Source organism: Martinezella hainanensis, from assembly GCF_900094555.1.
GTDB classification, from domain to species: Bacteria; Pseudomonadota; Alphaproteobacteria; order Rhizobiales; family Rhizobiaceae; genus Rhizobium; species Rhizobium hainanense.
In genome coordinates this window covers 151,811-165,849 of sequence record NZ_FMAC01000007.1, presented here as the reverse complement: position 1 = coordinate 165,849, position 14,039 = coordinate 151,811, and the positions used below count along the sequence as shown (strand labels likewise).

Here is a 14,039-nt window from a genome sequence, read left to right as displayed (position 1 = left end):
CAAAAATTTTTCCAACGAAACTTTCGATTGAAATTTGCGTTCCGGCAGTAGGGAAGGACGTAGAGCGTGGCCGACCGCCCCAATATCATCCTGATCATGACCGACCAGCAGCGTTACGATTCCATCGCAGCGCTTGGATTTCCCTATGCCATTACGCCCAATCTCGATGCGCTCGTCGAAAAGGGCGTGACGCTGACCGATTGCCATATCAATGCCCCCAGTTGCGTTCCCTCGCGGGCCAGCCTCTTTACCGGTTACTATCCGCATACGACTGGCGTGCTCGCCAATGGCCAGCACTGGCAAAGGACATGGGTCGAGCAGTTGAGGGATGCCGGCTATCGCTGCGTCAACGTCGGCAAGATGCATACGATTCCCTATAATTCGGACTCTGGGTTTCACGAGCGTTACGTCGTGGAAAACAAGGACCGCTACATGGAGGGGCGCTGGTATTTCGACGAATGGGACAAGGCACTTGCCGCAAACGGCCTTGTCAAACAGCAGCGTGAAACCTATCGCAAGCGGGAGGATTACCGCGAGCGTCTCGGCGCCTTTGATTGGGAGCTGCCCCAAGAGCTGCATTCCGATGCCTTCGTCGGCAATATGGCAAAATGGTGGGTGGAGACCTATCCGCAGACGGAGCCGCTTTTCCTGCAGGTCGGCTTTCCCGGCCCGCATCCACCCTTCGATCCGCCGGCGCGCTATTCGGAGCCTTACCTCAAGCGTAACGATCTGCCATTGCCGAAGCCATCAGTGCAAGAGCTTGAGTCCCTGCATCAGGAATTGAAGGAGAAGCGACAGCACGATGTCGAGGTCGACCATGACTCCGTCGTCTGGAGCCTCGATCCGTCGTCTGAGCAGATGCAACGTCTCTGGGCTCACTACCTCGGCAACGTGACCCTGATCGACGAGAAGATCGGTGAGATGCTGGAGGCCTTGAAGGCGCGCGGCTATCTGGAGGATGCGATCGTCATCTTCACGTCGGACCATGGCGAATGCCTCGGCGACCACGGCCTGATCCAGAAATGGTCGATGTATGACGTCGTCACGCGCGTGCCTACCGTCATCTGGTCGACGGCAAATCGGTTCGAGGGTGGCCGGGAGTTGAACGGCCTTTGCCAGCTCTTCGATCTCGGCCCGACCATATTGGAATATGCGGGGATCACGCCGCCGAAGAGCTTCGAGGCGCGCAGCCTGAAGTCGGCGCTGGAGACGGGTGATTGGACGCCCCGTACCCATGTGTTTTGCGAACAGATCGGTGATGTCGCGATGAGCGGCGGCGTGGAATTCATGACGGGCGTGCGCAGCGACGGATGGAAGCTGGTCCATTTCAAGGGGTCGAGTGACGGACAGCTGTTCGACCTCAAGAACGATCCGGGCGAGGTGCGCAATCTCTGGAGCGACCCCGCATATGAGGCACAGAAGCGCGAACTTCTCGACGTCATGCGGGATTGGCTGATCGAGTCGAACTACCGCACGCGCGATGTCATGGCGGGTGCGCGATGACGGGCTTTCAGGAGGCAACCGCAACCGGATCCACCCCGCCTGCAAAGGATGGGCTGGTATGGATCGAAGGCGGCAGTTTCCTGATGGGATCGGAGGACTTTTATCCTGAGGAGGGGCCTGTTCATCGGGTCAGGGTCGATGGCTTCTTCATGGATGCCACGCCCGTCACGAACCGGGATTTTTCCCGCTTCGTCACCGATACCGGCTATGTGACGGTTGCGGAGCAGGCGCCGGACCCATCCCTTTATCCTGGGGCCGATCCGGCCGTCCTGCAGCCGGGATCACTGGTCTTTCGAGCGCCGAAGAGCCCTGGCGACATGCGCTTCTGGGGCGACTGGTGGCGCTATGTGGCGGGTGCATGTTGGCACCGGCCCGATGGCATCTTGTCTCTGTCGGAGGAGATGATGGACTATCCGGTGGTGCAGGTCTGCCACGCCGACGCCGAGGCGTATGCGCGCTGGGCTGGGAAGGTGCTGCCGAGCGAGGCCGAATGGGAGTTCGCCGCCCGTGGCGGCATCGACGGGGCGACGTTTGCCTGGGGTGAGGAGTTCGAACCCGATGGCCACAGGATGGCCAATGTTTGGGACGGCAATTTTCCGATGGCCGATCCTGCAGGCAAGGCAAAATTCGGTACCACGCCGGTCGGAGCCTTTCCTGCAAACGGCTATGGCCTCTCCGATATGATCGGCAACGTCTGGGAATGGACCGACGATTACTGGACGGACCGACATCCGGACGACGCAGCCAAACCTTGCTGTATTCCGATCAATCCCAGAATTGTCACGGCTGAGCAGAGCTACGACCCGCGTCAGCCGGCGATCCGCATACCACGCAAGATACTGAAGGGCGGATCGCATCTTTGCGCGCCAAGCTATTGCCGCCGCTACCGGCCAGCGGCGCGGCACCCGGAAATGATCGACAGCGCAACCACCCATGTCGGCTTCCGCTGCGTCCTTCGTCTCGCAGACAAACCCTGCCTTGAACCACGCTCAGTTGGGATCGAATGCCTATGAGTATCGCGACGAACCCAACCATACGCCCTGACGCTCCGCGGCGCCCGTTGCTTGCGACACCTGTCGCAATGCTGGTCCTGAATGCGGCCGCCGTCGTCATCGGCATCGGCCTTTGGTGGCTGGTGACGGCCGAAGGGCTGGTTGGTCTCCCGACGCCTGCCCAGGTGGCGGCGGCCGCCGCTGCCGAGGCCAGAAACGGCATCCTGCTCGGCGATGCGCTTGCCAGCCTCGGTCGGGTCATGACAGGCTTCTGCCTGGGCCTCATTGTCGCTGTCCCCGTCGGCTTCCTGATGGGATGGTATCGCATAGCCCGGGGCATCATCGAGCCTTATGTGCAATTCTTCCGCACGATCCCCCCGCTTGCGATCATCCCGCTTGCCATCGTGACGATGGGTATCGACGAGACGCCAAAGATCTTCGTCATCTTCCTAGCCGCCTTTCTGTCGAGCGTGGTTGCGACCTATCAGGGGGTCATCAGCGTCGACAAGACGCTCATCAATGCGGCGCGCGTATTGGGGGCGGGCGATTTCACCATCTTCCGCCGCGTGATCATTCCGGCTTCCACGCCCTATATCATGGTCGGCGTGCGCATCGGCCTCGGCTCGTCCTGGGCGACCGTCGTTGCAGCCGAGCTCATCGCCGCGCAGTCAGGATTAGGTTACCGCATGCAGCAGGCGCAGCTCTATTATGATCTGCCGACGATCTTCGTGAGCCTGATCGCCATCGGCATTCTCGGACTGCTCATGGATCGGATCGTCATGGCGGCCGATCGCGTTCTCACCGCATGGCAGGAAAAGCTATGACGCCGAAGATCTCGTTTCAGAATGTTTCGAAAAGCTTCGATCTCGCGGGTCAGGCGGCCTTTACCGCCTTGCAGAACCTCGACCTCGATATCGAGGATGGCGAGTTCATTACCGTGGTCGGACCATCCGGCTGCGGCAAGTCTACGGCCATGAATATTGCCGCCGGATTGACGCCGCCATCGTCGGGGCAAGTACTGGTCGACAGTACGCCTGTGAAAGGGCCGGGGCCGGAACGCGGCGTCATCTTCCAGCAATATGCCCTGTTTCCATGGCTGACCGTGCGGCAGAATGTCGAATTCGGGCTCCAAATCTCCGGTCGCCCCAAGGATGAGCGCCGCAGCATTGCCGATCACTTCATCGAGCTTGTCGGCCTGACGGACTTTGCCGATGCCCTGCCGAAGATGCTTTCGGGCGGGATGAAGCAGCGCTGTGCCATCGCGCGGGCCTATGCGGTCAATCCGAAGATCTTGCTAATGGATGAACCCTTCGGCGCACTCGATGCTTTGACGCGCGTGCAATTGCAGGACCAGCTTCTTTCGATGTGGAGCAAGGAACGCCGTACGGTGATGTTCATCACGCATGATGTCGACGAGGCGGTCTATCTGGCAAGCCGGGTCATCGTGATGGCAGCGCGTCCGGGTCGGCTCCACAAGATCATTCCGGTCGATCTGCCCTTTCCCCGCACGGAGGAAATGCGGCTTTCGTCGCAGTTTTCCGCGCTGCGCAACGAGGTTTGGCGAGCCGTCTATCATCCCGCCTCGAACTGAAGATCAGCAATCACAGGAGGAAATGATCATGCTGACGAGACGTAGTTTATTGACGACGGCCGCGGCTCTGACCGCTGCTACATTGCCCATCATCGCCAAGCCGGCTCGTGCGGCTTCGAAGACGATCCGGATCGGTTATCTCTCCGATTTTCCCAATTCGAGCCTGTTCGCGATCGCCAACGATCAGAAGCTTTGGCAAGCCGAAGGCCTCGAGCCGGACCTGAAGGTCTTCACCAACGGTCCCATCCAGATTCAGGCGATGGGTGCCGGCAGCCTCGATTTCGGGACGATCGGGCCGGGTGCGCTTTGGCTTCCTGCCAGCGGTCATGCCAGGGTGCTCGGCGTCAACGATATCGGGTTCAGCGACCGCGTCATTGCGCAGGCAGCCTTCGCGTCGATCGCCGATCTCAAGGGCAAGAAAGTTGGCGTTCCGCAAGGCACATCCGGTGACATGATCCTGCGCATGGCCCTTGGCAAGGCCGGCCTGTCGATCCAGGATGTTCAGGTCGTTCCGATGGATCCGAGCACGGTGGTTGCTGCCTTCTCCTCCAAGCAGATCGATGCGGCGGGTATCTGGTATCCCTTGATCGATGCGATCAAGCCGCGCGTCCCAGATATGAAGGAACTGGCATCGAACAAGGACTTCTACCCCGATACCTCGTTCATCAACACCTTCGTCGCGCGCAACGAAACGATTGAGCGCGATCCCGATCTTGCCAAGAGCTTCCTGAAGGTGATCAAGAAGGCGATGGACTACCGAGTTGCAAATCTGGATCATTCGATCGAGTTGACGGTCGCCTTTACGCAGTCGCCACCTGATGCGACGGCCAAGGTTGCAAAAAGCCGAAAACTTCTGACGAGCGCCGAGCTGAACAAATTCACCGAGGACGGCAGCGTCACGAAGTGGTTGGGCGAATTCAACAAGATGTTCGTCGATTTCGGAACCATCAAGGATCCGCTGCCACCGGAGAAATACTTCGATCCGAAATTGTTCCTCTCAGCCTGATTGACGGATCTGTTTGGCAGCAAGGCTGCCGTGTGATGCGGCAGCTGCTGTAAAACGTGTCGGCTTCTCGTACTGCACGTGGTCGAATGTCTCACGTTCGGCAGCGGGTGGCGGATAAAAATCCCATCGCCGACCGCATTGGCCAGCGCACCTTTCCAGCACTTTCTCAGGCTTGGAACCTGAGCGTATCGTATACAAGAGGGGCGGCTCAAAAGGAGACTGTACGGCCTTTGTCAGGGTCGCCTATTACTTGCCTGCTTCAAGTGATGGCGGATGCCATGACCTGCCAGCGGCTCGTCAGCAAAGCGTCCAATGATATGAAGACGAACGTGCTGAACCGTTTGCCCTCCCATCTCCCCAACATTCCAGCCGATATTATATCCGTGCGGCTTTGCCTTATCCAAATAAACCTTGGCCCCTGCCAATAGATCGAAGGTGTCAGACCATTCCTCGACGGTCAGCTCAAAGGGAGTGGTTACATGTCGAAACGGAATAATCATGCCCGAACATCGTAGAACGGGATCTGCACTGTTGAGGAAGTAACAACTGCCATTGGCGAGCACTATTGGCTCCTCCTTGGCACGGTTCTCACGGCAGAAAGGGCACGCCAACGCCATGTTTGACTCCGACGATGAGCAGTTGGCAGATAATACGGATAATACAGTGAGAGGGCAACGAGTATGTGACGAAACGGCTTCAGTTCAACCATGATCGCGCGCCGAGAAGCGGGCGGTATCGCATCAACTATTCGCCTTGCACCGTCTGGAGAGATTGACACGAAACTCTTCGTGTCGATGTTGGTCCCGATGCGCCATTACGGCATCGACCCATGCCCGAAGACAAAGCCAGGGAAGCTGCTTGCTTATCTTCAAGCTGTTGATAAACTTCAATTGAAACATGAAATATAAGCATCCGCAATCAAGGCGCGAACAGGCAATTGAGGTTGTGATGGTGACCGTAACGCTGAATCATTTCGCTCGCTGCGTCGGGGAAGGCTTCGAAATCGATATGGGCGCAGCCTCTCTTGTTCTTACGCTGATCGAGGCGCGACCTCTGCCCGAACGGGGCTTTAAAGGAATGATGAGGGCGCCGTTTGCGTTGCTGTTTCGCAGCATGTCAAAGGTTCTTTTGCCACAGCAGATTTACAGGCTGAAAAACGCCACGCTTGGAATTCTCGACATATTTCTGGTTCCCGTCGCCAGGGACAAAGATGGGATTATCTATCAGGCGATCTTCAACTGATGCCTAAGGATCCACGCGTTGGCATAGATCAAAGGGAGCGCCATTCCATGCGCATGTGGGTGTCGCTGGTTTCAATGATCGTGAATCCGAAGGCTTGATAAAGCTCGCAGGCGCGTCGGTTGTTTCGATCGACATGCAGGGCGATCCCCAGGCTCTTGTTCGTTGCTGCCGCATCTTGAATGGCTTTCAGCGTCGCGGAGCCCAATCCCCGACCGCGCCATTCGGGCAGAAAGCCGATGTCGACGATATGCCAGATGTCCGCGCCGAGATCGATGTAAAGACGGCCGATGGAGACGCCATCCTTTTCGATGATCAGGAAGTCCGCTTGCGGAAAGGCGGTAATGTAATAGCGATGTTGAAGATCAAACTGCTGGTTCAGAAATGCCAGTTTATTCTCTTGCGGCCACGGGATGCGAGCCAATTCATCCTTGCGAAACGAGTGGTAGAGCTGGCGTAGAAATGCGAGATCGTCCAGCCTTGCAGAACGCAATGTGTAGGCTGAAACACAAAGCCGATGATGACCTGTTTGCGCCGGAAACTCCGGTAGTGAAGCTATCACAGTGTCGGTCATCAACCGAAGGTTGGATAGGCGCCGCTTAGCGCGATACAGAAATTGACCGCAAGAAAAGGCTGGCGGTTTTCATGTGGCTGGCTTTCGCCGCCAATGCCGATGACGTTCGATGCAAACTGGGTGTTCGGCTGGGCATTGGTGAGAAACGGGCTGCTCAAATCCGGCAGGCTGAGGGCGTCACCGGTACTGGGCGAGGCGGCGCGCTTGGACGTATCGCCTTGATTGTAGAGGGTCAAGGAATGCGTGTGCGCCGGCATCTCCGCCTGTGTCAGCGTTATGTCGTTGCTTCCAAAGGTATCACCGGCGGTGCGCGGTGTCAGGCCGATGCCTTGACCTTGGTTGCAACCCGCGCGGTTGGCAAAATTGGGCAGCTGAAACGTCTGCGTGCCGTTGCCGCCATACTGGACGCCAATCAGGGAAAAAAGCTGGGTGTTCTGGTGGACTATGAGCAGTGCGCCGTTACACGATGCCCAGCCGGAGGGTGCAAAGTTGAAACCGAACAGTTGAATTTCGCCGACGAAAGGTTCTGTCATGGCAATGTCCTCGATGGCTGGGCGCGGTTCATCTCGATGAAGGAAAGATACCGGCCCATGCGATGCAATACTGCACCGTCAGTGTCGGCATCGTATTGTCATGCATGATCGTCGATCCGGTTGTCTGCGTCGCCGTCTGCGCTGTCGTGATCGGAGTGGCACCACTTATGTCCGTCGCATACATCGTGTCTCCGCTAAGCGCGGCGAGTTCGACCGACGAGCCTACCGACGTGGTGTCGGCAGCTCCGGTTGTGGCAAGATATGGATGCGTGTGCGACGGCATTTGGGTGGGCAGGAGCGTGATGTTTTCGCTGCCGCTGGATTGACCGATCACATAGGTCGACAGGCCCGTCCCGGTGCCCTGATGCATTGGCACGCGTCCGCTCAGATTGGGGGTCGCAAACGTCGTCTGTCCATCGCCGCCATAGATCGTCCCGATGAGCTCGAACAATTCCACATATTGGGAAATGGGCTGCAAGGAATTGTTGCAGGGCAGCCACCCGCTCGGCACTCGGGAAAAACCAAATAGCCGGATTTCTCCGACGAAGGGGGTGCTCATCGTTGATCCTCCGAGCAATGAGTGGAAAAGAGGCGATCAGCTGCTGGAGGGAAAAACCCCCGACAGCGCAATGCAATAATTTATCACGTCGTAGGGCTGCATATTGTCGTGGGGCTGGCCATTGCCGGCTGGCGTTACAGTCTGGCTCGACAGCGTGACCTGAGTGCCGCTGGAACCGCCATAGATATTGGCGCTGTTGGTTCCATAGAGAGCATTGCTTGGGTTGCGGACGGTGCCGTTGCCGGTGGTTCCGGCTGCCAGATGAATGTGCTGAGGCAATTGCTGTTCCAGCAACGTCACGCTTTCTACGCCGCCAGTTTCACCAATCGCGTAAGGCGTAGGCTGCCACGCAGAATCGTAGGAGGGTCCAGATCCGACCGGCGTGCGGCTCTGCAGATTGGGTAAGGCAAAAGTCGTCACTCCATCGCCGCCGTAGTGCGTGCCCAAGAGGGAAAACAAGGCCTGGTTCTGGCCGACGCTCAAGAACTGGCCGTCGCACAGAGCAAAGCCTCTGGGCGCAAACGGAAACCCTGTAAGCATGATCTGGCCGAGAAAATATTCTGACATACCATACCTCTGAATATTCCAATGATGTTGAATACCATCATCATTCAATCATGGCGATAAATGCAAGAACAAACTTAACCATCTCAGGTATAAAAGTTTTGATCGGAATTTCAATTTTTTAATACTTGAAGTTGTGTATCAGATTAAGGCATGCAGAGCCGTCACTCGGTAAAATAACTACGGCTAATTAAGTATAGAGCAGAAGATGGACGCGGCATGATGGGTCTACTCCCGAAAGAATCCGCCGGGAGTGATCGAGCGCGGCCGATCTTTGGAGCATCGCTTAAAATTTCTTGGCTGCAGCGACCTTGGCACCGACGGATTTCTGCCCGTCACCCTCGATGTTGAAGAGCAGGCTTGTATCGAGCATCCAGAAGTTCATGGTCTGCAGCTGCAATCCGGCGGTAACGGCACCGAAAGCGCCAGCGCCGTCGAGGCCGGAGAAGCCACCGGTGAGGCCGAGCTTCGGTGTCAGTTTGGTGCCGCTCTCCAGCACGAAGGAGCGCGCGATCTCGGCACCCAGGCTGATGCGGAACTGGTCCTCGTTGAAGCCGTCAATGGCAATGGCATCGCCCGAGCTATTCTTGACGGTATAGTCGTCGACCTTTTCCGAGAAATAGATCGCCCGCAGCTTCGGTGAGATCGTCGTATCCTCGTCGAGGTTCCATTGACCCTCGATCGAAGTGTCGGCCATCCAGCGCGTCGTCTTGAAATTGCCATCCCAGAACTGCGTGTTGATTGTATTGCTGGATCCGCCATAGCGCAGGCTGCCGTTCCAGAACACGCCTCTACCGATCTCCAGCGAGGCGTAGGGTCCTGCAAGCCAGCCATTGCCCGTCAGCTCGGCGTCCTCATCGGTCGGATCCGTCATGCGGTCATAATGGAAGGACAGGCCGATCAGCGCATGCTCGGAGATCAGATAATCCGCCCCCAGGTTGATCATGGCAAAGCTGCCCCACTTGCTGGTGCTGCCGTTCCTGCTTTTGTCGTCATGGGCGAGGAATGCGCCGCCGATCCAGACGTTGAAAGGCGCGGAAGCAGCATCCGCGTCGCCGCCAGCCGCCCGCATCTGCGCCAGGCTGGTGGAAAAGCCGAGTGTCATGCCCTCTTCGGACGGCATCATGCGTGCGGTGATCGGATCGGTCGCCTTCTGCATCTGCCGGCGCTGCAGCAGCCCCGGCACCTCGATGGTATTCGCGATCATGTTCTGCCGGGACCGCACGAAATCATGCACGAGATTGTCGATATCCTCGGCCACCTTGCCGGCGTCATAGCTGACATTATAGGTGACCGTTGCCGTATTGGAGGTTCCGAGTGCGCTGACGAGCTTGTAGCCGACGCGGATCTGGCCGGAATAGGCCGGGTTCAGCGTATAGTGCAGATACCAGCCGACCGGAGCCGTGGGAGGTCCCGCCTGTGCCAGCTGTCCCTGGATGATCGTCGCCGTGCCGGCATTGGCAGGCTCCACAAACGCGAGAACCCCGGAAGTGAATGGGCCGCCGGTCGCGCCACGATTGAGGTAGACGTCGGAAGGCGTCGATCCGGCCGGCACATTGACGACCATGTCGAGAACGGTGACGGATTGGGTCCTCACCTTCAATGTATAGGAGGCTGTTCCGGTCGCGCCGTTGCCGTCGCGAACCTGGATGGTGAAGCTGTAGTCGCCCTGTGTGCCGGTCGCCAGCGGGCCGGTCAATTGACCGGTCGAGATATTCAGCACCAAGCCGTTCGGCAGGCTACCGGAGGCAAGACTGTAGATCTTCGTGCCGGTTCCGCCTGTTACCGATATCTGCTGACTGTAGGCCTCGCCTGCCATAGCGTCGGTCAGCGCCCCGCCGGCCGGTGAGAAGACGAAGGTGGTCGGCGGCGGCGCAATCGCGATCGTATAGGCGGCGGACGTCGTGGCGCTGTTGGCGTCGGTGGCGGTGATGGAGAAGCTGTAATTGCCCGAGGTCGTTGGCGTACCGCTGATCGCGCCCGTCGAGTGGTTGAGCGTCAGCCCGGCCGGCAGCGTGCCGGTGATGCTGTAGCTGTAGGGGCTGGTTCCGCCGGAAGCGGTGACCGTCTGGCTATAGGCGGTGCTGACCGTGCCAGCCGGCAGGGCACCGCTTACCGGCGAGAACGAGAGCGTCGGCGCGGTGATCGTCATGCTCACCGTTGCTGGCGCGGAAGTGCCTGAGCCATTGGTTGCAGTATAGGTGAAGCTGTCCGAGCCGCTATAGCCTGATGCCGGCGTATAGGTAATGGCCGTTCCCGATGCGATCGCCGTCCCGTGGCTGGCTCCGGTTGCGATCGCGACTGAGGCAGCCGCTCCGCCGGTGATGTTGAGCGTAATGGGGTTGTTCGACGAATTGGCGGCAATCGTGGCTGCAACGTTGCCTGCGATCGGCGGTTGGATGCTCACAGCCAAGCTGTAGGCGCGTGATCCCGTGAACGGTCCTGAGCCGCCTGAACTGTCCGTGGCTGCGACGGTGAAATTGAATGTGCCAGATGCCGTCGGCGTGCCGGAGAGCACGCCGGCCGAAGAAAACGCTAGGCCTGCCGGAAGGGCGCCAGCCGACAGGCTATAGGTGTAGGGGCTGGTGCCGCCTACGGCTGTGATGGTCTGGCTATAGACAGCAGCCACGGTCGCGGCCGGGAGCGTCGTCGGCGCGATCGTGATCGTTGGTGCGCCGATGGTGATGCTATAGGCCTGCGAGCCGGTGAACGAGAGGCTGTCTCTTGCGGTGACGGTGAAGTTGAAGGTACCGCCTGTGGTTGGTGTACCTGAGAGTACGCCGGCGGAGGAAAAAGCCACGCCCACCGGAAGGCTGCCTGTCGTCAGCGAATAGGTGTAGCCGCCGCTGCCGCCAGAGGCCGTAAGCGTCTGGCTATAGGCGGTTCCGGCCGTGCCGGTCGGCAGCGTTGCCGGCGTGATCGTAATCGTCGGTGTTCCAATGGTGATGCTATAAGCTTGGGAACCGGAAAATGTGAGACTGTCGGTTGCCTTGATGGTGAAGTTGAAGGTACCGCCTGTGGTTGGTGTACCCGAAAGCACGCCGGCGGAGGAAAAAGCCACGCCCACCGGAAGGCTACCTGTCGTCAGCGAATAGGTGTAGCCGCCGATGCCGCCAGAGGCCGTAAGCGTCTGGCTATAGGCGGATCCGGCTGTACCTGCCGGCAATGTTGCCGGCGTGATCGTGATCGTCGGTGTGCCGATGGTGATGCTATAGGCTTGGGAACCGGTAAATGCATGACTGTCGGTTGCGGTGATGGTGAAGTTGAAGGTGCCGCCCGTGGTCGGTGTGCCTGAGAGCACACCGCCTGACGAAAGCGCCAGGCCCACCGGAAGGCTGCCCGTCGCCAGGCTATAGCTATAGGTGCCGCTGCCGCCGGAGGCTGTGAGGGTCTGGCTATAGGCGGACCCGGCTGTACCCGCCGGCAATGTTGCCGGTGAGATGCTGATCGTCGGTGCCGCGACGGTCAGCGTGTAGGCCCGCGAGCCCGTAAAGGGGCCGGTGCCCGTGGAACTGTCCGTCGCGGTGATGGTGAAATTGAAAGCTCCAGCCGCCGTCGGCGTCCCGGAAAGCACGCCGCCCGAGGAAAGCGACACGCCGGACGGTAGCGTCCCGGAAGCCAGACTATAGCTGTAGGAGCTTGTACCGCCCGAGGCTGTGAGGGTCTGACTATAGGCCGCCTCCGCCACCGTGGAAGGCAAAGAAGTGGGGCTAACCACGATCGTCGGCGCAGAAACGCTCAAACTGTAAGCCCTCGAACCGGTAAACGGGCCAGTCCCGGTCGAACTATCTGTCGCAGTGACGGTGAAGTTGAACGTGCCTCCTGCCGTTGGCGAACCGGAAAGAGCCCCTCCCGATGAGAGGGTCAGGCCGGCAGGAAGAGAGCCGGCGGTGACCGCAAAACTATAGGAGCTGGTACCGCCCGACGCGGTGACGGTTTGGCTGTAGGCTGCCGCCACGGTCGCTGCCGGAAGCGTCGTCGGTGCAACTGCGATCGTCGGAGCCGCAATGGTCAGACTGTAGACCCGGGAGTTTGAGAATGGTGCGCCCGTCCCGGTCGAACTATCTGTCGCAGTGACGCTGAAGTTGAACGTGCCTCCTGCCGTTGGCGTGCCGGAAAGAGCCCCTCCCGATGAGAGGGTCAAACCGGCAGGAAGAGAGCCGGCGGTGACCGCAAAACTATAGGAGCTGGTACCGCCCGACGCCGTGATGGTCTGGCTGTAGGCAGTTCCGATCACGCCCGCCGACAAGGAAGATGGGCTCACCGAGATCGTTGGGGCAGCAATCGTTATGCTGTAGGCATTTGAGCTGGTGAATGGTCCAGTGCCCGTCGAGCTGTCGGTTGCGGTGATGCTAAAGTTGTATGTGCCCGCCCCTGTCGGCGTGCCGGTAATCGCGCCGGTCGACGACGACAGGCTCAAGCCGCTCGGAAGAGATCCGGCGGTGACCACATAGGTATAGGGGCTGCTGCCGCCGCTCGCGCTGACGGTCTGGTTATAGGCCGTCGCGATAGCGCCAGATGCCAGCGTCGACGGGCTGAGCGTGATCGTCGGCGTGCTGACGGTTATAGTGACCGTTGCCGGCGCGGAAGTACCTCCAGCATTGGTCGCGGTATAGGTGAAACTATCCGGACCGGCATAGCTTGCATTCGGCGTATAGGTGATGGAGGTGCCGCTGGCTGTCGCAGTTCCGTGAGACGCCTGAGTCCTGACCGCCACCGATGACGCCGTCCCCCCGGAGAGGTTCAGGGCAATCGAATTCGAACTGCTGCCATAGCTCACCGTTGCGCTGACCGGACCGGCAACGGGTGCCGGTACGGTAGACGCAATTGCGATATTGACGGTGAAGGAACTCGCGCCCGCATCGACCAAGGTGAAGGTGTCGCTGGTGGCTCCATCGCCGTTGTTTGTGTAGGTGAACGTCCCGGCGGCGGCGTTGTAGCTGCTTATCGAGCCATGCTGCGGAGAGACTACGCCTGGATCGTTAATGGGATTAAGACCAGCGCCATTGCACTCAGTGCCGATGGTGACGTTAAGTGACCCGCCAGATGCCATCGGACTTGTCGACGGTGTCGTATGCGAATCGGGGAAGTTGAAGACGGTGCAAGCGGCATATGCCACGCCAGGAGCCGCCAGCGATAAACCAGCGCAAAAGAGAACAACGAGCAGTGCCACCCTGAGCAGCAGCATATATGCGCGCGCTCCGGCAGCCATTGACCTTGCGATTATTTCAAAGACCCGCTCCGCCTTCGGCATGGCGCCACGCGGCTGGATTCTAATCCGGCCACTTTGCAAAATGCGGGTATCATCCCTAGACCGGGATTTTCCTCTGGAAAGTCCGAGCTGTTCGTCGTCTGTCATTTGCCCAACCCAAAGACCGAACGCACTCTGCTATGAAAAGCAGGAAGTTGCTCCCATGATTGCCCGTCTACATTGTAACTGCTGTCCATCAACTCAATCGCAGTAGTATCGGAAGCAAT

At 59.0% G+C, this 14,039-nt stretch carries 11 protein-coding genes and 1 pseudogene; 6 read left to right on the top strand and 6 right to left on the bottom strand.

What is annotated here, in order from left to right; genetic code table 11:
• The first annotated feature begins 66 nt into the window (after positions 1 to 66).
• From GA0061100_RS22200 to GA0061100_RS22180, 5 genes and pseudogenes are all read left to right on the top strand, one after another.
• A complete protein-coding gene (locus GA0061100_RS22200; RefSeq protein ID WP_075854919.1) occupies positions 67 to 1,503 on the top strand; it encodes a sulfatase family protein in 1,437 nt (478 codons plus the stop codon).
• Positions 1,500 to 2,516 carry a formylglycine-generating enzyme family protein gene (locus GA0061100_RS22195; protein ID WP_075854918.1) on the top strand — a complete coding sequence of 339 codons (1,017 nt, stop codon included), beginning with the start codon at positions 1,500 to 1,502 and terminating at the stop codon, positions 2,514 to 2,516. Before GA0061100_RS22200 ends, GA0061100_RS22195 begins: the two co-directional genes overlap by 4 nt.
• Before the next feature lie 68 nt (positions 2,517 to 2,584).
• Positions 2,585 to 3,319 (top strand): ABC transporter permease, encoded by a 735-nt coding sequence (locus tag GA0061100_RS22190; RefSeq protein ID WP_075854917.1) that lies wholly within the window; start codon positions 2,585 to 2,587, stop codon positions 3,317 to 3,319.
• Positions 3,316 to 4,108: pseudogene (locus tag GA0061100_RS22185) on the top strand (ABC transporter ATP-binding protein); the annotation flags it as partial. The gene GA0061100_RS22190 and the pseudogene GA0061100_RS22185, both read left to right, overlap by 4 nt.
• 9 nt (positions 4,109 to 4,117) lie before the next feature.
• Complete coding sequence (locus GA0061100_RS22180) at positions 4,118 to 5,092, top strand: aliphatic sulfonate ABC transporter substrate-binding protein (protein WP_075855111.1); 975 nt, start codon at positions 4,118 to 4,120, stop codon at positions 5,090 to 5,092.
• A gap of 233 nt (positions 5,093 to 5,325) precedes the next feature.
• Here the strand turns inward: GA0061100_RS22180 and GA0061100_RS22175 are convergent, their stop codons facing one another.
• Positions 5,326 to 5,709 (bottom strand): HIT family protein, encoded by a 384-nt coding sequence (locus tag GA0061100_RS22175; protein ID WP_075854915.1) that lies wholly within the window; start codon positions 5,707 to 5,709, stop codon positions 5,326 to 5,328.
• A gap of 280 nt (positions 5,710 to 5,989) precedes the next feature.
• On the opposite strand from GA0061100_RS22175, the gene GA0061100_RS22170 reads away from it, so the two are divergent.
• Positions 5,990 to 6,334: a DUF6916 family protein gene (locus GA0061100_RS22170; protein WP_244557916.1), complete on the top strand. Its 345-nt coding sequence runs from the start codon at positions 5,990 to 5,992 to the stop codon at positions 6,332 to 6,334.
• A gap of 28 nt (positions 6,335 to 6,362) precedes the next feature.
• On the opposite strand, the gene GA0061100_RS22165 is transcribed toward GA0061100_RS22170, so the two are convergent.
• From GA0061100_RS22165 to GA0061100_RS22145, 5 genes are all read right to left on the bottom strand, one after another.
• The gene (locus GA0061100_RS22165; protein ID WP_075854914.1) at positions 6,363 to 6,824 is read right to left on the bottom strand and encodes a GNAT family N-acetyltransferase; all 462 of its coding nucleotides are present in this window, start codon (positions 6,822 to 6,824) and stop codon (positions 6,363 to 6,365) included.
• 80 nt (positions 6,825 to 6,904) lie between these two features.
• On the bottom strand, positions 6,905 to 7,438 hold the full coding sequence (locus GA0061100_RS22160) for a phage tail protein (protein WP_075854913.1): 534 nt from the start codon (positions 7,436 to 7,438) through the stop codon (positions 6,905 to 6,907).
• Between the two features lie 28 nt (positions 7,439 to 7,466).
• Positions 7,467 to 7,997 (bottom strand): phage tail protein, encoded by a 531-nt coding sequence (locus GA0061100_RS22155; protein WP_075854912.1) that lies wholly within the window; start codon positions 7,995 to 7,997, stop codon positions 7,467 to 7,469.
• 36 nt (positions 7,998 to 8,033) lie between these two features.
• Positions 8,034 to 8,564, bottom strand: a complete 531-nt coding sequence (locus GA0061100_RS22150) for a phage tail protein (RefSeq protein ID WP_075854911.1) — start codon at positions 8,562 to 8,564, stop codon at positions 8,034 to 8,036.
• Positions 8,565 to 8,847: 283 nt separating this feature from the next.
• Positions 8,848 to 13,749, bottom strand: coding sequence for a putative Ig domain-containing protein (locus tag GA0061100_RS22145; RefSeq protein ID WP_208621568.1), 4,902 nt, complete (start codon positions 13,747 to 13,749; stop codon positions 8,848 to 8,850).
• Positions 13,750 to 14,039: the final 290 nt, after the last annotated feature.